Here is a 24,949-nt window from a genome sequence, read left to right on the forward strand (position 1 = left end):
AGCTGCCGAGCTTGCGAGGCTGCGTTGCGTGTCCGCAGGACCGCCCCCGGGGGCCGCTGCGCAGCCCGACGCAGCCTCGCAAGCTCGACAGCTGCTACAGTTTTACTGCGCCTGGTTCTGCGGGAACAGGTTGCGACGGGTTTCTTCGTCGAACTCGGCCTTGAGCACCAGTTTTTCTTTCAGGCCATGGGCACGTTGGGCCGCCGGGCGGGCGCTGATTTCATCGAACAGGCGCTTGACGTTCGGGTACGCCGCGAGGCCGTTCTCGCCGAGGATGTACGGCGCGTAGTTGGCCCAGCCCCACAGTGCCATGTCGGCGATGCTGTAGGTGTCGCCCGCCAGGTATTGGTGATCGGCCAGGCGCTGGTCGAGCACGCGGTAATGACGCTCCACTTCTTTCAGGTAGCGATTTTTCGCGTACGGCAGGTCTTCCGGCGCGTGGTGCAGGAAGTGCACGGCCTGGCCAGAGAACGGCGACAGGCCGGTGGCGATGAACATCAGCCACGACAGCAATTCAGCCTGGCCGGCAATCGAGGTCGGCAGGAAGCGCTGATGGGTTTGCGCGAGGTGCAGCAGGATGGCCTGGGAGTCGAAGACGGTGGCGTCGCCGTCGACCAGGGCCGGAACCTTGGCGTTCGGGTTGATCGCCAAAAAGGCTGGCAGGTGTTGCTCGCCCTTGAAGGTGTCAACGCCGATCAGTTCGTAAGGGGTTTGCAGCTCTTCGAGCAGCAGGGCAACTTTCATCGGGTTTGGCGAAGGGTGGAAAAAGAATTTCATGGTGTAGGCCTCAGTCAATGTTGGGTTAGGAACTGAGGCTGATGGTGAGCCAAACCCGTTCGATTGACGTACGAGGTTTTCGCTCTATTCGTTCGAAACCATCGAAGGTGTTGTCGGGGCTTTGGGGCTGGCGTGCGACGTGGCAATGACCGCGCCGGCGATGATCAGCAGCGCGGGAATGATCAAAAAAGGACTGGCATGACTGCGCCCCACGGTAATCAGCAGCAACGTGGAGATCAGCGGCGCCAGGTAGGACAGCGCGCCCAGCGTCGCCAGGCTTCCGCGTTTGGTGGCGTGGTCCCAGGCCAAAAACGCCAGCCCGACCGGCCCCAGGCCGAGGACGACAATCGCGGTCCACTGGCTGACATCCGGCTGTACCGAGGTTTCAAAGGCCAGGTGACAGACCAGCCCCGCGAGAGCGACCAACCCGCAGATACCGCCGATGATGTTGCTGGGCACTTCACTGAACCGGCGGTTGAACACCGAGTAACTGGCCCAGATGACTGCACAGCCGAACGCGGCGAGATAACCGGCGATAGGCACCGCTGCGCTCACGTCGGGAACCCGTTGCTGCATGATGAACGCGGTCCCGGCCAGGCCCAGCAACGCACCGAGCATTTGCCGCTTGTGCAGCTTTTCTCCGGCCGAGAGCGCCGACAGCAGCACCAGCAGCAGGGGCCACAGGTAATTGATCAGGCTGGCTTCGGCAGCGGGCGCAGCCTTCAGCGCAAAAAAGTACAGCGCGTGATAGACGAATATGCCGACGAACCCGGTCGCCCATACGGCCCACGGTTGTCGCCAGCTGTTGAAGCCCGCGATCCCGCGTCGACCCAGGATCATCACGCTCGCGACGAACGCGACGCCAAAACCCAGGGTCAGCAGTTCAAAGGGCGGGATGCCTTCGGTCAGGGTGGTCAGCAGGGCGAGGGAGGACCAGAGCACGATCGCGATCACGCCGACGGCCGTCGCGGATGTGGCGCTTTGAAGCTGAGTCATGACTGTTCCTTCAGCGCGAAGAGCGGGCAACTATCCTGATAACGCGTGGATCGGCCGCTGGACGTCCTGTAGGCGCTAGCTTGTTTGCGATGGTCGTCAACGAAAACGCGGGAAGCCTGGCACTCCGTGGCGTTCTCGGGTTCATCGCGAGCGAGCTCGCTCCTACAGGGTCTGCGACATTTTCTGATCCACTGGCCCGGTGACTTGAAGCAGCTTAGCGCTTGATGGCCGTACGTCCAGCGTCCGCCGTGGGGGTCGCTGGTTTGGCCAACAAGCGCCGGGTGACCCCGAGCATCGCCACGGACACCGCAACGCCGAGGAGGAACGCTGGCAAGCCCATCTCAGGCAAGGCCAGCGCCAGCACCAGGCAGAACGCGGCGAACGAATACATGCCGGTGGCGGTGGCGCGTAGCAAGGCCGCGGTAAAGGCCGGCCCGCGGGTTTGCTGGGAAAACACTGCCATCACGCTGCCCAGCACCGGGAACACCGCGAGCAGTCCGCTCCAGCGATCGCCGACGGTGCTGGCCAACACAGTAACGGCCAGGGTCAGCAGGGCGCCGGCGACCATGCGCAGCAGCAGTTTGTCGGATTTAGGTGCGGGGCCTGAAACGATGGGCCGGACCTGCGGGAACAGGTAGGGCGCCGCCAGCAGCGCGCTGGCGGCGGCGATCACCGAAAAGGTCAGGGACGCCGGGATCAACGACAGCACCACGGCGATGGTGGCCCAGACCAGCAGCGAAATCGTCAACGCCCACGGCCAGCCGGCACGTTGCGCGACCTGGGCATAGGTGACGCAGAAGGCAATCATCGCGAACATGGCCGACAACGCCGCCGTCGCCGATTGGGCCGCGAATACCTGGCCTTGCTCGATGGCGAGGAAAAACAGAATCGGCCCGACAACCACCGGCAACCCCGACAGCCAGCCCGCCACACTGGGGCCCCAGCGTTTCCCGGCCAGGGAAATCAACAGCAGAAAACCAGGAATCACCAGCAACTTGAGCATCAACACCGACACATCTCCGACCCGAGTGAGCGGCAACGTTAGCATTGCAGATGATGGATTGCTCTATGAAATACCGGTTTTTGTATACAAAGCGCAATTCGCGAATAGTTGTACGGCAATCTATTCTCCGTATAAGTATCAGCCCCGAACCGCGATGAATCGAGCCGATCATGAGCCCACAACGATCCCCTTTACGGCATGGCCTGTGGCTGTTGGCATTGTTGGGCAGCCAGGCATTCGCCGGTTGGCAGGACTCCTTGCCCGGTGCTCAGGTCATTGGTACTGGCGAGTTCCGGATGTACGGTTTCGACGTCTATAACGCGCGGCTGTGGAGCGTCTCGCGACCCTTGGCCAGCGATCAGCCGTTTGCCCTGGAGCTGATCTATCAGCGTGCGATTTCCAGGGAGGATCTGGTGCAGGCCAGTATCGATGAGATCAAGCGATTGTCCGGCCCGTCGATCAGCGCCGGGCAACTGGAGGCCTGGCAAGCGCAGATGCAGCAGTCGTTCATCGATGTACAGGCCGGGACCCGGATCACCGGCGTGTATTTGCCGGGGCAGGGGGCGCGCTTCTTTGTCGGTCAACAGTTGCAGTACGAAGTGAAGGACCCGCAGTTCGCCCGGGCGTTTTTCGATATCTGGTTCGATCCGCGGACACGCAATCCACAATTGCGCCAGCAGTTGCTGGGCACCGCGAAACCCTGAACTTAGAGGGCTTTTGGCCTTGGGCCCTCGGGTTTAAACGTCTAAGCTGCCCACTCCCACCTGTTGACGGACCCTCGCGTGAAATTCACTTTGCCCAAAGTCGCCACGGCGCCGTTTTGCCCACCGGAAGTGGCCGGCAGTGTTGCCGTTGACCCGAGCGCGTCGTTCTTCAAACGCGTCCTGCGTTTTGCCGGTCCGGGTTTGCTGGTGTCCATCGGCTACATGGACCCCGGCAACTGGGCGACCGCCATCGAGGCCGGCTCGCGGTTCGGTTACAGCCTGTTGTTTGTGGTGCTGCTGGCGAGTCTGGCGGGGATGGTGGTGCAGTGCCTGTGTTCGCGGCTGGGCATTGCCACCGGGCGGGACCTGGCGCAATTGTCCCGCGAACGCTACAGCACGCCGACCGCGCGGTTGCAGTGGTTATTGGCGGAAATCTCGATCATCGCCACGGACCTGGCCGAAGTGCTCGGTTGCGCGTTGGCGTTCCACTTGTTGCTGGGCTGTTCGCTGACGGTTGGCATCGCGCTCACGGCGTTCGACACGCTGCTGGTGCTGGCCCTGCAAAACCGTGGCTTTCGGCGACTGGAAGCGATCATGCTGGTGTTGGTGAGCACCATCGGCGTGTGTTTTTTCGTCGAGTTGCTGCTGATCAAGCCTTACTGGCCAGACGTTGCCCGAGGGTTTACGCCGTCATTGTCGGCCCTCACGGACGCGGCGCCGCTGTACCTGGCCATCGGTATTCTTGGCGCCACGGTGATGCCGCATAACTTGTACCTGCACACCTCGATCGTACAGACCCGGATGATCGGCAAGGACCTGGCCAGCAAGCAGGATGCGGTGAAACTGGCGCGCATCGACACCATTGGCTCCCTGGCCCTGGCACTGCTGGTCAATGCGGCGATCCTGATTCTCGCGGCGGCAGCGTTTCACAAGACCGGGCATACCGATGTCGTGGACATTCAGGACGCCTACCACTTGCTCGATCCATTGGTGGGCGGCGCGTTGGCCAGCGTGCTGTTCGGCGTGGCGTTGCTGGCGTCGGGTCAGAGTTCGACCTTTACCGGCACCATCGCCGGGCAGGTGATCATGGAGGGCTACCTGAACCTGCGGATTCCCTGCTGGCAGCGGCGCCTGATTACCCGGGGGCTGGCGCTGATTCCGGCGTTCATTGGTGTGTGGCTGATGGGCGACGGGGCGATTGGCAAGCTGCTGGTGTTGAGTCAGGTGGTGTTGAGTTTGCAGTTGCCGTTTGCGTTGTATCCGCTGATTCGCATGACCAATGACCGAAAGCTGATGGGGCCGTTTGTGAATCGGCTGCCGACGCGGGTGTTGGCCTGGGGGTTGTTTGCGGTGATCAGTGGGGCTAACAGTTGGTTGATCTTTCAGTTTTTGGGGTGACTGGGCGGGCCTCATCGCGAGCAGGCTCGCTCCCACAGGTTTTGGATTCACCGCAGATCAAATGTGGGAGCGAGCCGGCTCCGGGCGGCGTTCCGACGATGAACGATTACGCAGTCTCCCTTTGGAATGCTTCAACGACAAAATCTATAAACACCCGAGTCTTGGCCGGCATCAACGTCCGGCTCGGGTAATACAACGAAATCGGCCCCGCATCGGCGTACCAGTCGGGCAGCAATCGCACCAGTTCCCCGCGCTGAATATTCGCCGCCACATCGGGCAAGACCAGCAACGTCACGCCCAACCCCAGGATCGCCGCCTCGCGCATGGCCGCCGGATCGTTCAGCACGATGGTCTGGTTGATGTTGGCCGCCGCTTCGTTACCGGCGCCATCCTGCATCACCCACTGGCGAATCCGCCCGGTGCCGCTGCCCCGCATCGCAATGCCGTCGAATCGCGACAGCTCCTGTGGATTGTCGGGCAACGTGCGACCTTGCAGGTAACCCGGCGAGGCAACGGCCACCACATCCGCCGCCGCCAAGGTCCGCGCCACGACGCCTGGTGTCAGTTCGAACCCGCCACCGATGGCCGCGTCGTACCCCTCGGCGATCAGGTCCACGGCGCGATTTTCGAAGTGCCATTCCGGGCGAATCAATGGATAGCGCGCCAGAAACGCCGGCAGCAATGGCAGGACCTGGCCAATGCCGAAGGTCGGCGCCAGGCTCACCTTGAGCACGCCGGCCGGCTCGCCACGGTCGGTGGTGACCGCGCTGATCGCCGCCTGCAACGCTTCCAGGTTGCCGCCGATACTGGCGAGAAAACCTTCTCCGGCTTCGGTCAGGGAAAGTTTGCGTGTCGAGCGCTGGAACAGCCGCACGCCGAGGTTGCGTTCCAGCACCGCCACGTTGCGACTCACGGCTGCGGGCGTGAGCGCGAGCAAGCGTGCGGCACCGGAAAAGCTCCCGGTCTCTGCACTGCGCACGAATGATTCGAGGTTGGTGAGGGTTTCCATGGCTAGCACCTGATAGCAATGCTTGAAGATCATTCAAATCATTACCCGCTAATCAAGCCTCAATGGCAAGCGCAGTATTCACTCCAACACCAACCCCTCGGAGTGAAAAATCATGAGCACTATCGGAATCATCGGCGCCGGCGCCATCGGGACAGCCTTTGCCAGAGCGTTGTCGCGTCAAGGCATCGAATTGGTCATCGCCAACAGCCGTGGCCCGGAAACACTGGCCGCGCTGGTAGAAGAACTTGGGCCGACGGCCCGTGCCGGAACCCGTGAAGAAGCGGCGGCGCAACCCATCGTGCTGGTCGCGGTGAACTGGTCGAAGTTGCCGGCTGCGCTGGGTGGCCTACCGGATTTCGGCGGACGGATCGTCATCGACGCCAACAACTCGATTGAGGCGCCATCGTTCAAAGCCGTTGATCTGAACGGGCGGATGTCCAGCGAAGTGTTTGCCGAATGGGTGCCGGGCGCACGGCTGGTGAAGGCGTTCAATCACCTGCAGGCGCGTTTTCTGGAAAGCGACCCGGCAGCGGAGGGTGGGCGGCGGGTGCTGTTTGTGTCGGGCGATGATGCCGAGGCGAACGCGCAAGTGATTGCATTGACCGAGCGCTTGGGGTTCTTCGGGATTGATCTGGGGGCGTTGAGTGTCGGGGCGCGGCTGGTGCAGTTCCCGGGCGGGCCGTTGCCGACGTTGAATCTGGTGAAGTTTGCCTGAAGCCAGGCACATCTGACGCCCGTCACGGATACAGACGATGACCCATTGTGGCGAGGGAGCTTGCTCCCGCTCGAGTGCGAAGCGCTCGCAAAATCTCACATTTTGCCGAGATTTTGGGGCTGCTCCGCAGCCCAGCGGGAGCAAGCTCCCTCGCCACAAAAGCCCCCACCACAAAATATGGGGGTGTGCTTTATGCCCGCTCGAGCGCCAGCGCTACGCCCTGGCCGCCACCGATGCACAGGGTGGCGAGGCCTTTCTTGGCGTCACGCTTGATCATTTCGTGCAGCAAGGTCACCAGCACGCGGCAGCCCGAAGCACCGATCGGGTGGCCCAGGGCGATGGCGCCGCCGTTGACGTTGACCTTGTTCAAGTCCCATTCCAGGTCCTTGGCCACCGCCAGCGATTGCGCGGCGAAGGCTTCGTTGGCTTCAACCAGATCAAGCTGATCGATGGACCAGCCGGCCTTGCTCAGGCAACGGCGAGTGGCCGACACCGGGCCGATGCCCATGATGGCCGGGTCGACGCCCGCATTGGCGTAGGCAGCGATTTTCGCCAGTACCGGCAGGCCCAGGGCCTTGGCTTTTTCGGCGCTCATCAGGATCACGGCGGCAGCCCCGTCGTTCAGAGACGAAGCGTTACCCGCGGTTACCGAACCATCCTTTTTGAAGGCCGGTTTCAGTTTGCCCAGGGCTTCGGCGGTGGTGCCGGCGCGTGGCTGTTCATCAGTGGCGAAGGACAGCGGATCGCCCTTGCGCTGAGGAATCAGGATCGGCGTGATTTCATCGACAAAACGCCCGGCTTCAATGGCGGCCGAGGCTTTCTGCTGCGAAGCGGCGGCGAAGGCGTCCTGTTGTTCGCGGGTCAGGCTGTATTTTTCCGCCAGGTTTTCGGCGGTGATGCCCATGTGGTAATCGTTGAACGCATCCCACAGACCGTCGCTGATCATGGTGTCGACGATTTGCGCGTGACCCATGCGCAGACCGGTGCGTGCGCCGGGCATGACGTAGTTGGACAGGCTCATGTTTTCCTGACCACCGGCAATGATCACCTCGGCGTCGCCGCAGCGAATCGCCTGGGCGCCCAGGTGCAGGGCCTTGAGGCCCGAGCCGCAGACCTTGTTCAGGGTCATGGCGGGCACGGTGAAGGGCAGGCCGGCCTTGATCGCGGCCTGGCGTGCAGGGTTCTGCCCGGCGCCGGCGGTCAGTACCTGGCCCATGATCACTTCATCGACTTCCGCCGGGTTGAGGCCGGTTTGTGCCAGCAGCTGACGGATGACCGCCGCGCCGAGGTCAACGGCAGAAACATTGGCCAGGGAGCCCTGGAAACTGCCGATCGCGGTGCGCGTGGCGGCAACAATGACAACTTCTTGCATGGAATGATTCCTCACTGGGCAGCGAACTGCATTTCCGGAACGTGATCCGGGACGATCAGTTTACCAGCGGTTTTGGCGACGATTTCCTCGACGCTGACGCCAGGTGCGCGTTCCTTGAGGACAAAAGCGCCATTTTCGATTTCCAGGTAAGCCAGGTCCGTCAGCACGCGCTTGATGCAACCGGCGCCAGTCAACGGCAGGCTGCATTGGCTCAGCAGCTTGGACTCACCGTCCTTCGACGCGTGGGTCATGATGACGATGATGTTGTCGGCGCCGGCCACCAGGTCCATCGCGCCGCCCATCCCCTTGACCAGCTTGCCGGGGATCATCCACGAAGCGATGTTGCCTTGCACGTCGACTTCGAAGGCGCCGAGCACGGTCAGGTCGACGTGGCCACCGCGGATCATCGCGAAGGATTCGGCCGAGGAAAAGATCGACGCGCCGGTACGCGCGGTCACCGTTTGTTTGCCGGCGTTGATCATGTCGGCATCGATGGTTTCTTCAGTAGGAAAAGGACCCATGCCGAGCAGGCCGTTTTCCGACTGCAGCATGACTTCCATGCCTTCAGGGATGTAGTTGGCGACCAGGGTCGGAATGCCGATGCCCAGGTTCACGTAGAAGCCGTCCTGCATTTCGCGGGCGACGCGTTGAGCCATTTGTTCGCGGGAAAGTGCCATTGTTGTTATTCCTTCATTCGGTCCGGGGGCAGGGGATCACTTACGCACGGTGCGCTGTTCGATGCGCTTCTCGAACGTGCCGCAAATGACCCGGTCGACGTAGATGCCAGGGGTGTGGATCTGCGCCGGGTCCAGCTCGCCGGGTTCGACGATTTCTTCGACTTCGACCACGGTGATCTTGCCGGCGGTGGCTGCCAGCGGGTTGAAGTTCTGGGCGGTGTGGCGGTAGATGACGTTACCGAAATGGTCGGCCTTCCAGCCTTTGACGATGGCGAAGTCGCCGGTGATGGACTCTTCCATCAGGTACTTGCGGCCTTTGAATTCGCGTACTTCCTTGCCTTCGGCGACCGGGGTGCCAACGCCGGTGGCGGTGAAGAAGGCCGGGATGCCGGCGCCGCCCGCGCGCATTTTTTCGGCGAGGGTGCCTTGGGGAGTCAGGATCACTTCGATCTCGCCTTTGAGCAGTTGTTCTTCGAACAGCTTGTTCTCACCGACGTAGGAGGCCACTACTTTGCTGATCTGGCGATCGGTCAGCAGCACGCCAAGGCCGAAACCGTCGACGCCGCAGTTATTGGAAACGACGGTGAGGTCGCGGGTGCCCTTGCGCTTGATCTCGGCGATCAGGTTTTCCGGGATGCCGCACAGGCCGAAGCCGCCAGCGATCACGGTCATGCCGTCTTCAAGACCTGCCAGAGCTTCCTCATAGGAACTCACGCGCTTGTCGAAACCTGCCATATGCACCTCTTTTATTCTTTGTGGGCGGCTGGCTAGCCGTATGGGTAGAGTGTCGCGCCGGAGTATTCTTTTGTTAAGTTGATTTTTAATGTCGATTGATAGATAAAACTCACCAATCAACCCTGTGCCTGTAGGAGCGAGCCTGCTCGCGATGGCGATTTTATTACTGGAGCAATTCCCGCATGACAGTCAAGCAGATCCGCGCGTTTCTGGCCGTGGCCCAGAGCCTGAGCTTTGCCGTCGCATGCGAACGGTTGCACCTGTCGCAATCGGCCTTGAGCCTGACCATCAAGGCGCTGGAAGAGGGGCTGGGCGGGCGCTTGTTTACCCGTAACACGCGCAATGTGGCGCTGACCCCGGAAGGCGAATCCCTGGTGCCGCTGGCGCGCCGGCTGATTGCCGATTGGGACAATGCCGAAGATGAACTGCGCCAACGCTTCACCCTGCAACGCGGTCGCGTGACCCTGGCTGCCATGCCGTCGTTTGCCGGCAACCTGCTGCCGCCGATCCTCAAGACTTTCCGCGCCCGGTACCCAAAGGTCAACGTCACGGTCAACGACGTGATCAACGAGCAGGTGCTGGAGATGGTGCGTGACCGCCAGGTTGAGCTGGGGGTCGCGTTTGAGCCGACGCAGAGTTCGTCGCTGGCCTTTACGCCGTTGTACGTGGACCGGTTTGTCGCGGTGGTGCCTCATGATTCTGTGTTCGCCGAGCGGGCCGATATCGACTGGCAGACGTTGCTCACTGAACCGTTCATCACCTTGCAACGGCCATCCACGGTGCGGGTGATGCTCGAAGAACATTTGCAGGCCCGGGGGATGAAGTTGCCGGTGGAGTTCGAGAGTCACCAGTTGGCGACCGTCGGCAAGATGGTGGCGAGCGGGTTGGGGGTGAGCGCGGTACCGGCGTTGTGCGCCGGGCAAATGCGTGAGCTGGGCGCGCGGTGCATTACGTTGCGCGATCCGGTGGTGGAGCGGGCGATCGGGGTGTTGACCAAGCCAGGGGTTGAGCTGTCGGCGGCGGCGCAGGCGTTGTTCGATATTCTCAGGGCGGAGAACCTGGGTGAGCAGATTTCCATGAATTGATCACGATTCCTGTAGGAGCGAGCTTGCTCGCGAAAAACCCGAGGGCACCGTTGGGCATCTGGTTTAACGCGTTATCGTTCACGACCATCGCGAGCAAGCTCGCTCCTACAGGGGGGCTGGTTTTTTCAGTGATTGAGGTGCTGTGCCAGTAATGGAAGCAGCTGTTCGCAGGAGCCTTCGATTTTTAGGTCAAGGAGTTCATCCGCTCGGGTTTTCCCCAGATTGATCGCAATCAACGGTTTGCCCTGATCCGCCACCGCCCGGCACAGGCGAAACGCCGAATACGCCATCAACGACGACCCCACCACCAGCAACCCCGCAGCGGCTTCGACCGCCGCCATTGCCTTGGCCGCTGTCACCTGTGCCACGTTTTCGCCAAAGAACACCACGTCCGGTTTCATCCGTTCACCGGCGCAATGCGGACAATGCGGCACCTGGAACCGTGCCTCGAACGCGGCATCCAGCAAGGTGTCGCCATCCGGCGCCTGCACCGCGTCCACTCCGGCCAGGTACGGATTCTGCGCTTCCATCAATTGCTGGATCGAATCCCGTTCGCTGCGTTCGCCGCAATCCAGGCACAGCACCCGATGCAGGCTGCCATGCAGCTCGATCACGTCATGACTGCCGGCCTGGTCATGCAAGGTGTCGACGTTCTGTGTGATCAGTCCGTTGATCCGTTGCGAGCCCTGCAAACCGGCCAGCGCTTCATGGGCCACGTTCGGCCGGGCCTGGCGCACCCGCGGCCAGCCGAGCATCGCCCGCGCCCAGTAGCGGCGCCGGGATTCGGGGGCCGAGAGAAATTCCTGATACATCATCGGTTGCCGGCCACGCCGCACACCCTGATTGTCGCGGTAATCCGGAATACCGGACGGGGTGCTGATACCGGCGCCGGTCAGGACCGCGAATGGCTGGTCAGCCATCAGTTGCTGGAGCTGGTTGAGTTGTTCGCGGATGGGACTGCCTGGCATGTTCAACACGGCGGTGACCTTTGTAGGAGCGAGCTTGCTCGCGAGGGTGGGTCAGCAACATCAATGTACCTGACCCTCCATCGCGAGCAAGCTCGCTCCTACAGGGATCGCGTGTTTATTTACGGGCCTCCAGGATCAGGTTGAACGGCGTTTCCGTAGCCCGGCGGAATGTCTTGAACCCGGCCTCGGTGAACACTTTGCGCAGCCGCGCTTCACCGGCCTGGGCGCCGAGCCCGAGGCCGACTTCCTGGGACAGCGAGTTCGGCGTGCAAATAAAGGTCGACGCGGCGTAGAACAGCCGACCCACCGGGGTGACGTTGTCGTCGAGGGCGTCGTTGGCGAACGGTTCCACCAGCAGCACCGTGCCGTCCGGTTTCAGCGCATCGAACGCGTGTCGCGCTGCCCCCACCGGGTCGCCCATGTCGTGCAGGCAGTCGAAGTAGCAGACCAGGTCATAGTCGTCGCCAGGAAAACTCTTCGCGGTGCCTTGAAAGAACCGCGCGCGCCCGGACACGCCACCTTCTTCGGCGCGTTGGGTGGCCACGGTGACGGAGGGCGCGTGGTAGTCGAAACCGACGAACCGCGAATCAGGGTAGGCCTGGGCCATGATCACCGTGGAGGCGCCATGCCCGCAGCCGATGTCCGCCACTTTGGCGCCGGCCTCCAGTTTCGCCACCACGCCGTCTAGGGCCGGCAGCCACTCGGCGACCAGGTGCGCCTTGTACCCGGGCCGGAAAAACCGTTCCGTGCCGCTGAACATGCACGGATGGTGATCGCCCCAGGCGAGGCCGCCGTCGCCGCGCATGGCTTTGACCAGTTTGTCTTTGTCATGAAAAAACGATGCAACCACGCCGATGCCGCCCGCCACATACACCGGCGAATCGTCGATCGCCAGCGCCAGGGCTTGCTCTTCGGGCAGGCGGAACTGGCCGTCGCGGTGTTCCATGTAGCCGGACGCCGCGTGGGCGCTCAGCCATTCGCGCAGCAGACGGGCGTTGCAGCCGGTTTTGTCGGCAAGTGCTTCAGGGGTAATGGGCTGGCTGTCGGCCATGGCGCGGTACAACCCGAGCTCTTCGCCGAGGATGACGTTGGCCAGCATCGCTGCGCCGCCCATGTCATTGACCAGTTTGCCCATGAAATCGTTGAGTCTGGCCTCGTCCATCACGTGTGCTCCTTCAAAAGGATCACGGTCCAGGGGCCTAGGTTTTTGAAGCGTTCACCTCTGGGCGGTGGTCGTGGGTATGAACAGGACGGTAATCATGTCCTGGGTGCATTAAGTTTAGTTCGCGGGTCATGCGCTGCCGTCCGGAGCGACGAAAGCCCTGACTCACACAAATCCCCTGTAGGAGCGAGCCTGCTCGCGATGGTCGTCAACGATAACGCGTAAAACCAGATGCCCAACGGTGCCCTCGAGCTTTTCGCGAGCAGGCTCGCTCCTACAGGGGGGGGGATGTGTATCGCAGTGTATCCAGTCGGCCTCTCGATACAGTTCCCGGCATTACCCGGTCCCCCCAAACACAGCCCGGATACAAAACTGCGATGAACTGCACAGGCCATGTGGCGCCCTATCCACCGTAAGGGGACAACAATGACCACGCTCCTGCCTGAAACCGACCTGAAACCTGCACCCGTGAATCGTCTGCGCGTCGACCAATACACCAGCGGCATCATCGGCCCGAGCCAGGCGATGCTCGGCCCGTTGGCCGACGGCGGCACCCTGATCACCGGCACGCCGCCGGGCTGTTGGGGGCCGATGATCACGCCGGCGTTCGAGGGCGGCCATGAAGTGACGCAGCCGGTGACGATTGCCGGTGCCGAGATTGGCGATGCCGTGGCGATCAAGATCAAGAGCCTGCGCGTCACCTCGCTGGCCACCTCGTCCGGGGTGATGAAATTTGTCGAAGGTCGCTATCACGGCGATCCGTTCGTTTCCAAATTCTGCGCCAAGTGCGGCACTGAACACCCGGCCAGCCACGTCGACGGCATTGGCGAGGATTCGATTCGCTGTAACACCTGCGGCGCCGAGGTCAGCGCGTTCCGCTTCAGCCACGGCTACGTGATCGTGTTCGATGCACAAAACCAGGTGAGCCTGACGGTCAATCAAGCGGTCGCGAACCAACTGGCGGGCAATGCTGCAGAGATGTCGGCGCTGCCGGAATTCGCCGCCCAGCATTCGATCCTGTCCCTGGCCCGCGCCGACATCCCGGGCGTTGCCGCGCACATGCGGCCGTTCCTCGGCAACATCGGCACCACGCCGTCCCGAGATTTGCCCGACTCCCACAACTGCGCCGATTTCGGCCAATACCTGATCAATGCACCGCACCGTTTCGGCATGTCGCGTGAAGAACTGCATGCAGCCAAGACCGACGGCCACATGGACACCAACTCGATCCGCGAAGGCTGCGTGCTGATCTGCCCGGTGAAAGTGCCGGGCGCCGGGGTGTACATGGGCGACATGCACGCCCAGCAGGGCAACGGCGAAATCGCCGGGCATGCCACCGATTGTTCCGGGGAAACCGAGGTGCAGGTCGAAGTGATCAAAAACCTGACCCTGGAAGGGCCGATCCTCCTGCAAAACCTCGACGACCTGCCGCCGATGGCGCGGCCCATGAATGCCCTGCAACGCCAGAAAGTCCGCGAGTTGGGTGAGCGCTGGGGGCAGCATGAAATCGAGGATAGCGGCCCGATCACTTTCATCGGCAGTGGCGAAAACCTCAACGTGGCCGTGGAAAACGGCCTGAAGCGCGCGGCCTCGGTCACAGGCCTGCCGTATGACGAAGTGCTCAACCGCGCGACCATCACCGGCTCGATCGACATCAGCCGGTTGCCCGGTACCGTCCGCGTGACGTTCCTGTGCCCGATGAACGTGCTTGATCGCATCGGCATCGGCCATCTGGTGCGCGAAAAGTACGACCTGGCGTAACGCTGAGCGGCGGGTTTGTACCGCAGTGTGTACAGGCCCGCCGACGACACAAACGCAGCGATTTTCTGCCGGACTGGAACACAGGCCCGATACAGCCCTTCGGTTAACTGTAAGTCCGTTCCGGCAACCCTTGAGACCGACATCATGCAGACCTCCATCACCTCAGCAAACGCGACCGTCGGGCTCGGCCTGCGTCGCGGTTTAATGAAAGACCTTCAAGCGGCGCGTGCCGGCGATTTCGACTTTCTGGAAGTCGCACCGGAGAACTGGATCGGCATCGGTGGCGCCCACGGTCATGCGTTGCGTGAACTGGCCGAGCGCTATCCGCTGTCCTGCCACGGGTTGTCCCTGTCATTGGGCGGGCCGGCGCCGCTGGACGTGGGTTTTTTGCAGGAAGTGCGGGTGTTCCTCGATCACCACAACGTGCCGCTGTACAGCGAGCACTTGAGCTATTGCAGCGATGACGGTCATCTTTACGACCTGTTGCCGTTGCCCTTTACCGAAGAAGCGGTGCACCACGTGTCGGCGCGCATCCGTCAGGCCCAGGACATTCTCGGTCGGCGCCTGGCGGTGGAAAACGTGTCCTATTACGCGGCGCCACAACAGGATATGGACGAGCTGACCTTCACCAACGCGGTGCTGCGCGAAGCCGATTGCGACCTGCTGCTGGACATCAACAACGTGTACGTGAACTCGATCAACCACGGTTTCGATCCGCAAACCTTTCTGGCCGGCATCGATTCCGGCCGAGTGGTGGCGATGCACGTGGCCGGGCATTTCGATGAGTCCGACACCTTGAAAATCGACACCCACGGCGCGTCAGTCAAACCGGTGGTGTGGTCGTTACTCGCTCAGGCCTACACCCTGTTCGGGGCACAGCCGACGCTGCTGGAGCGAGATTTCAACTTCCCGGTGTTCGCTGAACTGGTCGCGGAACTGCAGACCATTCGCCGCCTGCAAAGCGAGGGGGTGAACCGTGGATAAGCCGAGCCTGTTTCAGCAGCAAGCGACCATGGGCCGTTACCTGCGCGATCCCGAACATTGTGCACCGCCCGGCGAGGTGAACACCGCCCGGGCCCAGGTCTATCGCGACCTCATTTTCGCCAACCTGCTGACGTTGCTCAGCGGAACCTTCCCGGTGCTGATCAGGATTCTGGGCGATGAACAATGGCGTTCGCTGGTTCGGATCTTTCTGCGGGACCATCGCGCGCAAACGCCAAAATTCGGCGAAATCGCCAGGGAGTTTGTCGAGTTCATGGCATCGCAGCCGCAAGCGTTGAGTGAGGGCGAGTGGCCACCGTTCATGGTGGAGCTGGCGCATTACGAGTGGGTCGAGATGGTGTTGCAACAGTCCGACGCCGAACCGTTGCCGGCGACCGATGTGGCGCTGATCCTGGATCGACCGTTGCAGGTTTCGCCGCTGGCCTGGCCTCTGGCTTATGGCTGGCCGGTGCAGTGGGTGGGGCCGGATTATAGACCTGAAGCTCCCCCGGCTCAGCCGACGTTGCTGCTGGTGCGCCGGGTTGAGGACTGGAGCGTGAAGTTTTCCGAACTGAGCCCGTTGGCGTGGCGGCTGTTGCAGCGGATCGAAGAGTTTCCCCAGTTGAGCGGGCGTGAGCAACTGGAGGGTTTGGCGGTTGAGGCAGGAACGGCCGGCTCGCAGGACTTCATGGACAGCGGGGCGGCGTTGTTGCGGCAGATGCATGGGGAAGGGGTGGTGGGCTGATCAATCGCAGTCTCCCAAACACCACCGTCCCACTGTAGGAGCGAGCTTGCTCGCGATGGCGGAGCGTCAGCCAACCTCTATGTTGGATCTGATGGCCTCATCGCGAGCAAGCTCGCTCCTACAGTGGGGCGGTAGTGTTTGGGATTTAAGGGGCAGAGAAGAAGTACCGCGTCAGGTGAAAGAAGATCGGTGCCGCGAAGCAGATCGAGTCCATCCGGTCGCCAATGTTCCTATCAAGGGTGAAGGCTTTCCGGGGTTCGTGTTTTTTGCCGCTCGTCTTATTTGTTTCCAAATCCCGTAAACATTCTCAACACCCGCCGATACAGAGAACAGGCGCGCACCACCGGTGCCACGACACCCCTGCAATACATCGATCACGGCAAGGATGCTCGACGCTTAAATCACCCGAGAGTCATCCTATGTCCCTGCGTAATCTGAACATCGCGCCTCGAGCTTTTCTGGGTTTTGCCTTCATTGCCTTGCTGGTTATCGTGCTCGGTGTGTTTGCCGTGAACCGCATGTCGATCATTCGCCAGGCCTCCATCGACATGGAAAGTACGCAACTGCCCAGCGTCGGTTTTTTGGGCAACATGACGGAGAACGTCCTGCGGATGCGGATTCTCTCGTTCCGGGTGTTGGTTAACCGTGATCCGGCGGCGTTGCAGGATGCCCAGTCGCGCATTACCGTTCTCGCTGACAAGCTGCGCAGCGCGCAAGCCAGTTACGCCGCGTTGCCCGCGCAGCCGGAAGAAGCGGCGCTGTACAAGACCTTCACGGTCACGCTGGACAGTTACATGCAGGCGCAGAACCAGATGATGGAGCTGTCGCGGCAGAATCAGCTCGATGACCTGCGCACCCTGATCAACACGCGGATCAAGGACGGCACCGACCAGATGGGCGAGCAGCTCAACAAGCTGGTGGCACTCAACACTGGCTATGCCAAAACGGCTTCCGCTTTAGCGGGCGAGCAGTACAGCAGTGCCATCACCGGGATCATTGTGGTTGCCGTGATCGCCGCGTTGATGACTGTCCTGCTGGCCTGGCTGCTGACCCGCAGCATCGTCACGCCGCTAAATCGCGCGCTCCAGGCGGCGCAAACCATTGCTGGCGGCAACCTGACCAAGACCATCGACGTCGACGGCAAGGATGAACCGGCCCGTTTGCTCGGCGCCTTGTCCGCCATGCAGACCAACCTGCGCCAAACCATCGAGCAGATCGCCGGTTCCGCCACGCAATTGGGCGCCGCCGCCGAGGAACTCAGCACGGTCACGGAAGAAGCGTCCCGTGGCCTGCAGCAGCAGAACAACGAAATCGAACAGGCCGCCACCGCCGTCAACGAAATGACCGCCGCCGTGGAAGAAGTCGCCCGTAACGCCGTCTCGACGTCCGAGGCGTCGAGCCAGTCGACCCAGGCCGCCCGGGAAGGTCGTGACCGCGTGGTGGAAACTGTCGGCGCGATCCAGACCATGACCCACGACGTGCAAAACACCTCGCTGATGATCGAAGGCCTGGCGGCTCAGGGGCGCGACATCGGCAAGGTGCTGGACGTGATTCGCGCGATTGCCGAGCAAACCAACCTGCTGGCGTTGAACGCTGCCATCGAAGCCGCCCGTGCCGGTGAAGCCGGGCGCGGTTTTGCCGTGGTGGCGGATGAGGTTCGGGCACTCGCGCATCGCACCGCGCAATCGACTCAGGAAATCGAGAAAATGGTTGCCGGCATCCAGAACGGCACCGGTGAAGCGGTTTCGTCGATGCAGCAGAGTAATCAACGGACCCAAAGCACTCTGGAAATGGCGCGGGCGGCGGGGGTGGCACTGGAACAGATTACCCAGTCGATCCATCTGATCAACGAGCGCAACCTGGTGATCGCCAGCGCGTCGGAAGAACAGGCGCAGGTTTCCCGTGAAGTCGACCGCAACCTGGTGAACATCCGCGACCTGGCGACCCAGTCCGCCGCCGGCGCCAACCAGACCAGCGCCGCCACCCACGAATTGTCGCGCCTGGCCGTGGACTTGAATGGGCTGGTGTCACGCTTCGTGATTTAACACCCACCGTTGTAGCAGCTGCCGAGGCACGAGGCTGCGTTGCGTGTCCGCAGGACCGCCCTCGGGGGCCGCTGCGCAGCCCGACGCCGCCTCGTACCTCGACAGCTGCTACGGGACGGGGTGTCAGCGGGTTGTGATTTGCAATACGCACGTTGTAGCAGCTGTCGAGGTACGGGGTGGGGTGTTAGCGGGGAGTTTTTTGTGTCGGTAATTTCAGCTCCGCGCACAGCCCGCCGCCTTCGCGATTGCTCAACGTCAACGATCCCCCGAGCGCCAGCGCTAGCTGCTGCGCGATCGCCAGCCCCAGCCCGGTGCCGCCGGTGCTGCGGTTGCGCGAGTTCTCGACGCGGTAGAACGGCTCCATCACCTGGGCCAGTTCGTCTTCCGCGATGCCCGGGCCACGGTCCATTACCTTGATCGACAAACGGCCATCAGCCTTCGATTCCACCTGCAACTCCGCCGCCCCGGCGAACTTCAACGCGTTGTCCGTCAGGTTCACCAGCACCCGGCGCAAGGCGTGTGGCCGGGTGTCGATCACCGCCGCGCTTTTGCCACTCAACTGTACGTCCTTGCCCACGTCCTGATAGTCAAAGACCAGGCTGTCGAGGAACGAATCCAGGTCGGTGCGCCGGCTTTCTTCAGTGGCGCCATGCACGCTGCGGGCATAGGCCACGCCTTCGCGCACCAGGTGCTCCATTTCGCCGAGGTCGTTCCACAGTTTGTCTTTCTCGCTGGAATCATCCATGAATTCGGCGCGCAGTTTCATCCGGGTGATCGGGGTTTGCAGGTCGTGGGAGATCGCCGCCAGCAGTTGCATGCGCTCCTTCAGATACGCCGCGATGCGCGCCTGCATCGAGTTGAAGGCCCTGGCGGCGTGGGCCACTTCGGTCGGGCCTTTTTCGTCGAGGAGCACCGGGTGGGTGTTGGGGTCGAGGGTTTCTACGGCTTCGGCAAGGCGAGTGAGCGGGCGGATGGCGATTCTCACGGCCAGCCAGGTGCAGGCAATCATCAGTGCCAGTTGCCCCAGCAACACGAAGGGCAGCCACGGCGACAGCGGCACCATGGACGGCCGGACATCGATGGTCACCGGGCTGCCGTCAGCCAGCTTCAAATGCACCTGGAAGTGTTTTTGCGGACCGGGGATGTCGGTCACGGTCATCGGGTAATCCTTGCCGATGGCGTCCTTGATCGAGGTCACTGCAATCGGCGTGTCGCTCATGGCCACGCCGGGCGAACCGTCATCCAGCAGATAGCGGTAATTGCGCCGTTCCAGTTGCTGCAGCCAGCTCTTGCGCTCTTCGGCGGGCAAGCGGTCGAGGATGGCGATGGACGTCGAGACGTCGGTTTCCAGGTTGCCCAGCATGGTGTTTTTCGCGCTTTCGTAACGCTCGTAGTACTGCGCGCCGAAGGACAGCGCCTGGGCGAGGATCAGCCCGATCAGGAAAATCAGCGAAAGCCGCGAGGCGAGGGTACGGGGCCAGCGAAACGTCAGGTTCATGACGCTTCACCGAGCACTTCTATAGGCAGCGAAAACACATAACCCTCGCTGCGCACGGTCTTGATGTAGGCCGGTTCCCGGGCGTCGTCCAGCAAGCGCTGGCGCAAGCGGCTCACCAGCAAATCGATGGAGCGGTCGAACAGGTCGGCGTCGCGGCCCTGGGTCAGGTTCAGCAGTTGATCGCGGTTGAGCACCCGTTGCGGGTGATCGAGGAAGACCCGCAGCAATCGGTATTCGGCGCCACTGAGCGCAACCATCGTGCCGTCCGCATCCAGCAGGTGCCGGGCCGAGGTGTCCAGGCGCCAGCGCCCGAAGGCCAGCAGGCGACTGCTTTCGGTGACCACCAGGTTGGGCGGCAGCATCCGCGTGCGGCGCAGCACGGCATTGATGCGGGCCAGCAGTTCACGGGCGGCGAACGGCTTGACCAGGTAATCGTCGGCGCCCATTTCCAGGCCGATGATGCGGTCGGTCTCATCGTTGCGCGCAGTGAGCATCAGCACCGGCGTGGCCTTGTGTTTGCCGGCGCGCAGCTCGCGGCAGAGCATCAGGCCGTCGTCGCCCGGCATCATGATGTCGAGCACGATCAGGTCCACGGGCGTCGATTCGAGAAAGGAACGCATTTGCCGACCGTCCGCGACAACGGTGGTGCGCAGGCCGTTCTTCTTGAGGTAGTTGCCTACCAGCTCCCGGATTTCGCGGTCATCGTCCACGATGAGAATGTGATCGACGTGTTCCATGGGACCTGCCTCTGTGAATGGGGAATGTGCGCAGTCTACCGAGCCCGGAGCCGCTCGCCCTTATCGCTTTGTATTGCAGTGTATCTGGCTTGTCGGCGGATACACGTGAACGCAAAAACACCGATTTCCAGGGGTTTTGTATCGCTCTGTATCGCAGGGCGACTTAGATACGTACCGATTTACACCCGCCTGTTTTCGACACAGACGAGATACCTCGCGGGCTTCTAATAGGTTCCAACGAGGCAAACCCAACCGCCTCGGCTCAATAGAACGACCTGACCATTGAAGCCTTGAGGACATTGCCATGAACACCAAAGCCATCTACGCCGCTTGCCTGTTTGCCGCACTGAACATCTGCACTTTGTCGGCCCGGGCCGAAGCGGACGTCAACGCTAAAACCTACACCTACGGCACGCAACTGGACATCAAGAAAGTCGTGTCGCTCACACAGGACGCTTCGGCTTCCTGCGGAATTGTGAATGCCCAGCTGACCTACCTGGACTCCCACGACAAGACCCAGGTCCTGGACTACCGCAAATTTGCCGACTGCAACGAAGACAACTGAGTCCTTCGCTCGCCAATCCCCTTTGATACAGGAAGACCACCATGAACAACGTCACCCGCTATCTGACCGCCGCCGCTTTTGCCTTCGCCGGCGCCGCCGCCCACGCCAACGCTGCTGTCGAAAAAAGCAGTTGCGGCAGCGCGACCTGCTTTCAACTGACGCCCGTGGCCGGGAAGGGCGGCGACGCCTTGTTGGCACAGGACGGTGCGAGCCATACGCCGCAGGGGCAGCAGCTGGATAGCCAGACGGCCTGAAGACCAAACTCGGGTCACTCCTGATTAAGTGGCCGACAACGCACTTGTGGCGAGGGAGCTTGCTCCCGCTCGGCTGCGTAGCAGTCGTAAAAACCTGCCCATGAGTTCTATTTGGCGAAATGTAATCGCAGGTTTTGGGGCCGCTTCGCGGCCAGCGGGAGCAAGCTCCCTCGCCACAAGGTTCATCGTTCCTTCCACATTTTTTAAGGTGATCCCATGTTCCTCATCGCTTTCCTAGGCGGCATTTTGACCGTCCTCAGCCCCTGCATTCTGCCGGTGGTACCGTTCCTGTTCGCCGGCGCCGACCGCTCGCGGTCTTCCATCCTGCTCACCCTCGGCGGCATGGTCCTGACCTTCGCCCTGATCTCCAGCCTGGCCGTGGTCAGCAGCGAATGGGTGGTGCAAGCCAACAACACCGGCCGTCACGTGGCCCTGATCGTGATGGCGCTGTTCGCCCTGTCGCTGATTTCCGCTCGAATCGGCGGCTGGCTGGCCCGTCCGTTTGTACTGTTGGGCAACCGCCTCGACCCCGACACCCGCAAAATGTCCGGCCCGCTCGGCTCGCTGATGATCGGCGTCGCCACCGGCCTGCTTTGGGCGCCGTGCGCCGGGCCGATCCTCGGCGTGATCCTCACCGGTGCCATGCTGCAAGGCGCCAACGCCCAGACCAGTCTGTTGCTGGTGGCGTACGGCCTGGGCAGCGCCTTGTCCCTGGGCACCCTGATCTTCGCCGGTCGCGGCCTGGTCAATCGTTTGAAAGCGTCGATTCCGGTCACCGGCTGGTTGCGTCGCGGTGCCGGTGTTGCCGTGCTGGGCGCTGCGGCGGTGATTGCCACCGGCGCCGACAAAACCCTGCTGGCCGGAACCTCGTCCGAAGGCGTGAGCAGCGTCGAGAAAGGCGTGCTGGAAACCGTGCCGAAAGTCGTCGATTACCTGGTGAGCAAGGTCAAGGCCGACTCCTCGATGGACAACGCCAAGGGCGCGATGCCGTCACTGTCCGGCGCGGTTGAATGGATCAACTCGCCAGCGCTGACCAACGACGCCCTCAAAGGCAAAGTGGTGCTGGTGGACTTCTGGACCTTCGACTGCATCAACTGCCAGCACACCTTGCCGTACGTGAAGGACTGGGCAAAGAAATACGAGAAGGATGGCCTGGTGGTGATCGGCGTGCACACCCCTGAATACGGGTTCGAACGCATCATCGATAACGTCAAGGCTCAGGTGAAAAAGCTCGGCATCACTTACCCGGTGGCGATCGACAACAACTACGCGATCTGGCGCAACTTCGACAACCAGTACTGGCCTGCCCACTACCTGATCGACGCCAAGGGCCAGGTGCGTTACACCCACTTCGGTGAAGGCAGCTACGACACGCAGGAGCAGATGATTCAGCAGTTGCTGCAAGAAGCCAAAGCGCCTGCCGCGTAACCCGTCGAATCGATGGCTCACCGGCCCGCGTCGTGAGCCATTTCGCGTTTTTCCTGGTTGCGCCGCCAGGCTGCCGGTGGCGCACCGAACTCGCGACGAAAGGCCCGACTGAACGCCGTATCGGTCTGGTAGCCCACCTCTTCGGCAATCCGCATCAATGAACTGTTACTGCTGCGTAACAAGTTCGCCGCCAGCAACATCCGCCATTGCGTCAGGTACTGCATCGGCGAAATCCCCACCAGTTGTTGAAAGCGTTCGGCCAACACCGATCTTGAGGTGCCTGCGGTACGGGCCAGTTCCTCCAGGGTCCAGGCATGGCAGGGTGTCTTGTGCAGCGCGTTGAGCGCGGCACCGACAATCCGGTCACTGACCCCCGCCAGCCAACCGGTTCGGCCTTCACCCTGTTCGTGCATGTACAGGCGCAGGACTTCGATAAACAGCACCTCGGCCAGTTTGGCCAGTACGCCTTCGCCGCCGGGCCGGGGGGATCGGGCTTCCGCCAGCGCATAACGGACCGACGATTCCAGCCAGGTTCCGGCACTGGAGCCGCGCACGTTGACCCGCACAATCGCTGGCAGCCCGGTCAGCAGCATGCCCGCCAATCGCGTATCGCACGCCAGATAACCGCACACCAGCCGCGTGACCGCGCCGCCACCGCCATAACTCAACTGCCGGGGACGACGCGCCAGCACCACGTCCAGCCGCGCGCCGGTGGCGGGTTTCAGCCCAGGCTCAGAACCCATGCGATGGGCGTCGCCCTGGGGAAACACCACCACATCGCCGGCGGTTAACAGGAGGGGAGGGTCATCGCCCAATTCGACGTAGCACTCACCTTCGGTGATCAGGTGGAAGATCACCACGCGCTCGGCGCCGGGCTCCAGGTACGGCGCCGCCGTGTCGGCGCTGGGCGACTGGTAGCACCAGGGCGCGGTGAACCTGGCGTTGATGAAAATCGCGCCGACCAGGCGGACGACGCGCAGGGTTTGGGACAGGGCATCCATGGTGATTTCCCGGCTGGCGTGGCAATGGTTGATTGTGAGCCCGTCGCGACGCCAGGCGGAATCTCCGGACGATCGGACAAGGTTGGCCGACGATCGGGCAGGACGCTTAAGGCTGCCGGCGCGATAGTTGGCTCACAGGGTCACCTGGCCCTGTCATCCATAACAAGAATGAGAGGTTGCCATGCCGAAGTTCGTTATAGAACGCGAGATTCCGGGTGCTGGAACACTGTCAGAAAGGGATTTGAAAGCCGCTTCGCAAAAGTCCTGCAGGGCTTTGCGCGACTTGCCGGAGGTGCAGTGGCAGCAGAGTTATGTCACCGGTGACAAGCTCTACTGCGTGTACATCGCGCCGAGCGAAGAGTCGATCAGGGAGCATGCCCGGCAGAGCGGTTTCCCGGCCAATCGCATTTCCCAGGTCACGGCCGTCATTGATCCCACCACGGCCGAATAAGCCGGGGCTGTGTTCCAACCCACAACGGAGTGGAATTCATGAGTACACCCATTGATCTTGCTGCCTTGAAAAACCGTCAGATGGCCGCGTGGGCCAGCGGCGATTACGCCGTGATCGGCACTACTTTGCAGATTGTCGGCGAGCAACTCGCCGAAGCCTGTGACGTGCTGTGCGACGAGCGTGTGCTGGACGTCGCCGCCGGTAACGGCAATGCGACACTCGCGGCGGCTCGCCGTGGTTGTCACGTCACTTCCACTGACTACGTGGCGGCGTTGCTTGAACGCGGCGAGGACCGCGCCAGGGCCGAGCGTCTGGAAGTGAATTTTCAGGTGGCCGATGCCGAGGCGCTGCCCTTTAAGGACGGCAGTTTCGACTGCGTGCTGTCGACCTTTGGTGTGATGTTTACGGCGGACCAGGCCAAGGCTGCTTCGGAGCTGGCGCGGGTTTGTCGCACTGGAGGCCGGATTGGCTTGGCCAACTGGACGCCTGAGGGGTTTGTCGGGCAGATGTTCAAGACGCTGGGCCGTCATATGCCGCCACCACCGGGGGCTCAGCCGCCCTCGAATTGGGGCTCGGAGAGTTGGTTGCACACGCACTTTGATGAGCGTGATTTTTTGCTTCAGGTGACGCGTCGCACGTTTAATTTCCGTTATCGCTCGGCAGCGCATTTTGTGGATGTGTTTCGTAATTGGTATGGGCCGATGCACAAGGCGTTCGCGGCTTTACCGCCTGAGGCAGGGAAGGCGCTTGAAGAGGATTTGACGGAGTTGATCCATCGTATGAATCGGGCGGGTGATCGGTCGTTGGTGGTGCCGAGTGAGTATCTGGAGGTGGTGATTACTCGGCGTTGAGGCTCGTAAAAGCGGTGTCAGTCGACATCCA

At 62.0% G+C, this 24,949-nt stretch carries 25 protein-coding genes; 13 read left to right on the forward strand and 12 right to left on the reverse strand.

Features of this window, described 5'->3' with window-relative positions:
- Positions 1-102 precede the first annotated feature (102 nt).
- The 3 genes from EJA72_RS19800 to EJA72_RS19810 form a co-directional block, all read right to left on the reverse strand.
- Positions 103-777 carry a glutathione S-transferase family protein gene (locus tag EJA72_RS19800; RefSeq protein WP_157713062.1) on the reverse strand — a complete coding sequence of 225 codons (675 nt, stop codon included), beginning with the start codon at positions 775-777 and terminating at the stop codon, positions 103-105.
- An 84-nt stretch (positions 778-861) separates the two neighbouring features.
- Entirely contained in the window at positions 862-1,773 is a 912-nt protein-coding gene (locus EJA72_RS19805; protein ID WP_157713063.1) for a DMT family transporter, read from the reverse strand.
- A gap of 214 nt (positions 1,774-1,987) precedes the next feature.
- The gene (locus EJA72_RS19810; RefSeq protein WP_178129475.1) at positions 1,988-2,782 is read right to left on the reverse strand and encodes a hypothetical protein; all 795 of its coding nucleotides are present in this window, start codon (positions 2,780-2,782) and stop codon (positions 1,988-1,990) included.
- A gap of 164 nt (positions 2,783-2,946) precedes the next feature.
- Between EJA72_RS19810 and EJA72_RS19815 the strand changes: the two genes are divergently transcribed.
- Entirely contained in the window at positions 2,947-3,480 is a 534-nt protein-coding gene (locus tag EJA72_RS19815) for a chalcone isomerase family protein (RefSeq protein WP_157713065.1), read from the forward strand.
- A 78-nt stretch (positions 3,481-3,558) separates the two neighbouring features.
- The gene (locus EJA72_RS19820) at positions 3,559-4,878 is read left to right on the forward strand and encodes an Nramp family divalent metal transporter (RefSeq protein ID WP_178129467.1); all 1,320 of its coding nucleotides are present in this window, start codon (positions 3,559-3,561) and stop codon (positions 4,876-4,878) included.
- Between the two features lie 106 nt (positions 4,879-4,984).
- Here EJA72_RS19820 and EJA72_RS19825 read toward each other — a convergent pair whose 3' ends face one another.
- Positions 4,985-5,887 carry a LysR family transcriptional regulator gene (locus EJA72_RS19825; RefSeq protein WP_157713067.1) on the reverse strand — a complete coding sequence of 301 codons (903 nt, stop codon included), beginning with the start codon at positions 5,885-5,887 and terminating at the stop codon, positions 4,985-4,987.
- A 112-nt stretch (positions 5,888-5,999) separates the two neighbouring features.
- On the opposite strand from EJA72_RS19825, the gene EJA72_RS19830 reads away from it, so the two are divergent.
- On the forward strand, positions 6,000-6,602 hold the full coding sequence (locus EJA72_RS19830; protein ID WP_157713068.1) for an NADPH-dependent F420 reductase: 603 nt from the start codon (positions 6,000-6,002) through the stop codon (positions 6,600-6,602).
- Between the two features lie 190 nt (positions 6,603-6,792).
- On the opposite strand, the gene EJA72_RS19835 is transcribed toward EJA72_RS19830, so the two are convergent.
- Genes EJA72_RS19835 through EJA72_RS19845 form a run of 3 tightly spaced genes read right to left on the reverse strand, consistent with a single transcriptional unit; the run spans position 6,793 to position 9,386 of the window.
- Complete coding sequence (locus tag EJA72_RS19835; protein ID WP_157713069.1) at positions 6,793-7,974, reverse strand: acetyl-CoA C-acetyltransferase; 1,182 nt, start codon at positions 7,972-7,974, stop codon at positions 6,793-6,795.
- A gap of 11 nt (positions 7,975-7,985) precedes the next feature.
- A complete protein-coding gene (locus EJA72_RS19840; RefSeq protein ID WP_157713070.1) occupies positions 7,986-8,651 on the reverse strand; it encodes a CoA transferase subunit B in 666 nt (221 codons plus the stop codon).
- Between the two features lie 36 nt (positions 8,652-8,687).
- Positions 8,688-9,386, reverse strand: coding sequence for a CoA transferase subunit A (locus tag EJA72_RS19845; protein WP_157713071.1), 699 nt, complete (start codon positions 9,384-9,386; stop codon positions 8,688-8,690).
- 182 nt (positions 9,387-9,568) lie between these two features.
- On the opposite strand from EJA72_RS19845, the gene EJA72_RS19850 reads away from it, so the two are divergent.
- Positions 9,569-10,471, forward strand: coding sequence for a LysR family transcriptional regulator (locus EJA72_RS19850; RefSeq protein ID WP_157713072.1), 903 nt, complete (start codon positions 9,569-9,571; stop codon positions 10,469-10,471).
- A gap of 125 nt (positions 10,472-10,596) precedes the next feature.
- Here EJA72_RS19850 and EJA72_RS19855 read toward each other — a convergent pair whose 3' ends face one another.
- Both EJA72_RS19855 and EJA72_RS19860 read right to left on the reverse strand, forming a co-directional pair.
- Positions 10,597-11,439, reverse strand: coding sequence for an NAD-dependent protein deacetylase (locus EJA72_RS19855; protein WP_157713073.1), 843 nt, complete (start codon positions 11,437-11,439; stop codon positions 10,597-10,599).
- A gap of 115 nt (positions 11,440-11,554) precedes the next feature.
- Positions 11,555-12,601 (reverse strand): class I SAM-dependent methyltransferase, encoded by a 1,047-nt coding sequence (locus EJA72_RS19860; protein WP_157713074.1) that lies wholly within the window; start codon positions 12,599-12,601, stop codon positions 11,555-11,557.
- A gap of 426 nt (positions 12,602-13,027) precedes the next feature.
- Between EJA72_RS19860 and EJA72_RS19865 the strand changes: the two genes are divergently transcribed.
- The 4 genes from EJA72_RS19865 to EJA72_RS19880 all read left to right on the forward strand — a co-directional run bounded on the left by EJA72_RS19865 (position 13,028) and on the right by EJA72_RS19880 (position 18,133).
- On the forward strand, positions 13,028-14,362 hold the full coding sequence (locus EJA72_RS19865) for an acetamidase/formamidase family protein (protein ID WP_157713075.1): 1,335 nt from the start codon (positions 13,028-13,030) through the stop codon (positions 14,360-14,362).
- Positions 14,363-14,506: 144 nt separating this feature from the next.
- Positions 14,507-15,346, forward strand: coding sequence for a DUF692 domain-containing protein (locus EJA72_RS19870; protein WP_157713076.1), 840 nt, complete (start codon positions 14,507-14,509; stop codon positions 15,344-15,346).
- Entirely contained in the window at positions 15,339-16,088 is a 750-nt protein-coding gene (locus tag EJA72_RS19875; protein WP_178129472.1) for a putative DNA-binding domain-containing protein, read from the forward strand. The genes EJA72_RS19870 and EJA72_RS19875 overlap by 8 nt, the downstream gene beginning before the upstream one ends.
- A gap of 419 nt (positions 16,089-16,507) precedes the next feature.
- Entirely contained in the window at positions 16,508-18,133 is a 1,626-nt protein-coding gene (locus tag EJA72_RS19880; RefSeq protein WP_157713077.1) for a methyl-accepting chemotaxis protein, read from the forward strand.
- A 184-nt stretch (positions 18,134-18,317) separates the two neighbouring features.
- Here the strand turns inward: EJA72_RS19880 and EJA72_RS19885 are convergent, their stop codons facing one another.
- Positions 18,318-19,631 carry an ATP-binding protein gene (locus tag EJA72_RS19885; protein ID WP_157713078.1) on the reverse strand — a complete coding sequence of 438 codons (1,314 nt, stop codon included), beginning with the start codon at positions 19,629-19,631 and terminating at the stop codon, positions 18,318-18,320.
- Complete coding sequence (locus EJA72_RS19890; protein WP_157713079.1) at positions 19,628-20,368, reverse strand: response regulator; 741 nt, start codon at positions 20,366-20,368, stop codon at positions 19,628-19,630. The genes EJA72_RS19885 and EJA72_RS19890 overlap by 4 nt, the downstream gene beginning before the upstream one ends.
- A 304-nt stretch (positions 20,369-20,672) precedes the next feature.
- Here EJA72_RS19890 and EJA72_RS19895 point away from each other — a divergent pair, with 304 nt between their 5' ends.
- The 3 genes from EJA72_RS19895 to EJA72_RS19905 all read left to right on the forward strand — a co-directional run bounded on the left by EJA72_RS19895 (position 20,673) and on the right by EJA72_RS19905 (position 22,615).
- Entirely contained in the window at positions 20,673-20,933 is a 261-nt protein-coding gene (locus EJA72_RS19895) for a DUF2790 domain-containing protein (protein ID WP_157713080.1), read from the forward strand.
- Positions 20,934-20,974: 41 nt separating this feature from the next.
- Entirely contained in the window at positions 20,975-21,187 is a 213-nt protein-coding gene (locus EJA72_RS19900) for a hypothetical protein (protein ID WP_157713081.1), read from the forward strand.
- 216 nt (positions 21,188-21,403) lie between these two features.
- The gene (locus tag EJA72_RS19905) at positions 21,404-22,615 is read left to right on the forward strand and encodes a cytochrome c biogenesis protein DipZ (protein ID WP_157713082.1); all 1,212 of its coding nucleotides are present in this window, start codon (positions 21,404-21,406) and stop codon (positions 22,613-22,615) included.
- Between the two features lie 17 nt (positions 22,616-22,632).
- Here the strand turns inward: EJA72_RS19905 and EJA72_RS19910 are convergent, their stop codons facing one another.
- On the reverse strand, positions 22,633-23,616 hold the full coding sequence (locus EJA72_RS19910) for an AraC family transcriptional regulator (protein WP_157713083.1): 984 nt from the start codon (positions 23,614-23,616) through the stop codon (positions 22,633-22,635).
- 181 nt (positions 23,617-23,797) lie between these two features.
- Between EJA72_RS19910 and EJA72_RS19915 the strand changes: the two genes are divergently transcribed.
- Both EJA72_RS19915 and EJA72_RS19920 read left to right on the forward strand, forming a co-directional pair.
- A complete protein-coding gene (locus EJA72_RS19915; protein ID WP_157713084.1) occupies positions 23,798-24,067 on the forward strand; it encodes a DUF4242 domain-containing protein in 270 nt (89 codons plus the stop codon).
- A gap of 38 nt (positions 24,068-24,105) precedes the next feature.
- Positions 24,106-24,918 carry a class I SAM-dependent methyltransferase gene (locus EJA72_RS19920; protein ID WP_157713085.1) on the forward strand — a complete coding sequence of 271 codons (813 nt, stop codon included), beginning with the start codon at positions 24,106-24,108 and terminating at the stop codon, positions 24,916-24,918.
- The last annotated feature ends 31 nt before the right edge of the window (positions 24,919-24,949 follow it).

The organism is Pseudomonas sp. PB120 (genome assembly GCF_009761815.1).
Classification (GTDB): Bacteria; Pseudomonadota; Gammaproteobacteria; order Pseudomonadales; family Pseudomonadaceae; genus Aquipseudomonas.

Excerpts from the sequence above, each read along its gene's own strand:
- EJA72_RS19800 (WP_157713062.1), bottom strand. The coding sequence starts at position 777 with ATGAAATTCTTTTTCCACCCTTCGCCAAACCCGATGAAAGTTGCCCTG.
- EJA72_RS19805 (WP_157713063.1), bottom strand. The coding sequence starts at position 1,773 with ATGACTCAGCTTCAAAGCGCCACATCCGCGACGGCCGTCGGCGTGATC.
- EJA72_RS19815 (WP_157713065.1), top strand. The coding sequence starts at position 2,947 with ATGAGCCCACAACGATCCCCTTTACGGCATGGCCTGTGGCTGTTGGCA.
- EJA72_RS19825 (WP_157713067.1), bottom strand. The coding sequence starts at position 5,887 with ATGGAAACCCTCACCAACCTCGAATCATTCGTGCGCAGTGCAGAGACC.
- EJA72_RS19830 (WP_157713068.1), top strand. The coding sequence starts at position 6,000 with ATGAGCACTATCGGAATCATCGGCGCCGGCGCCATCGGGACAGCCTTT.
- EJA72_RS19835 (WP_157713069.1), bottom strand. The coding sequence starts at position 7,974 with ATGCAAGAAGTTGTCATTGTTGCCGCCACGCGCACCGCGATCGGCAGT.
- EJA72_RS19840 (WP_157713070.1), bottom strand. The coding sequence starts at position 8,651 with ATGGCACTTTCCCGCGAACAAATGGCTCAACGCGTCGCCCGCGAAATG.
- EJA72_RS19845 (WP_157713071.1), bottom strand. The coding sequence starts at position 9,386 with ATGGCAGGTTTCGACAAGCGCGTGAGTTCCTATGAGGAAGCTCTGGCA.
- EJA72_RS19850 (WP_157713072.1), top strand. The coding sequence starts at position 9,569 with ATGACAGTCAAGCAGATCCGCGCGTTTCTGGCCGTGGCCCAGAGCCTG.
- EJA72_RS19855 (WP_157713073.1), bottom strand. The coding sequence starts at position 11,439 with ATGCCAGGCAGTCCCATCCGCGAACAACTCAACCAGCTCCAGCAACTG.
- EJA72_RS19860 (WP_157713074.1), bottom strand. The coding sequence starts at position 12,601 with ATGGACGAGGCCAGACTCAACGATTTCATGGGCAAACTGGTCAATGAC.
- EJA72_RS19865 (WP_157713075.1), top strand. The coding sequence starts at position 13,028 with ATGACCACGCTCCTGCCTGAAACCGACCTGAAACCTGCACCCGTGAAT.
- EJA72_RS19870 (WP_157713076.1), top strand. The coding sequence starts at position 14,507 with ATGCAGACCTCCATCACCTCAGCAAACGCGACCGTCGGGCTCGGCCTG.
- EJA72_RS19880 (WP_157713077.1), top strand. The coding sequence starts at position 16,508 with ATGTCCCTGCGTAATCTGAACATCGCGCCTCGAGCTTTTCTGGGTTTT.
- EJA72_RS19885 (WP_157713078.1), bottom strand. The coding sequence starts at position 19,631 with ATGAACCTGACGTTTCGCTGGCCCCGTACCCTCGCCTCGCGGCTTTCG.
- EJA72_RS19890 (WP_157713079.1), bottom strand. The coding sequence starts at position 20,368 with ATGGAACACGTCGATCACATTCTCATCGTGGACGATGACCGCGAAATC.
- EJA72_RS19895 (WP_157713080.1), top strand. The coding sequence starts at position 20,673 with ATGAACACCAAAGCCATCTACGCCGCTTGCCTGTTTGCCGCACTGAAC.
- EJA72_RS19900 (WP_157713081.1), top strand. The coding sequence starts at position 20,975 with ATGAACAACGTCACCCGCTATCTGACCGCCGCCGCTTTTGCCTTCGCC.
- EJA72_RS19905 (WP_157713082.1), top strand. The coding sequence starts at position 21,404 with ATGTTCCTCATCGCTTTCCTAGGCGGCATTTTGACCGTCCTCAGCCCC.
- EJA72_RS19910 (WP_157713083.1), bottom strand. The coding sequence starts at position 23,616 with ATGGATGCCCTGTCCCAAACCCTGCGCGTCGTCCGCCTGGTCGGCGCG.
- EJA72_RS19915 (WP_157713084.1), top strand. The coding sequence starts at position 23,798 with ATGCCGAAGTTCGTTATAGAACGCGAGATTCCGGGTGCTGGAACACTG.
- EJA72_RS19920 (WP_157713085.1), top strand. The coding sequence starts at position 24,106 with ATGAGTACACCCATTGATCTTGCTGCCTTGAAAAACCGTCAGATGGCC.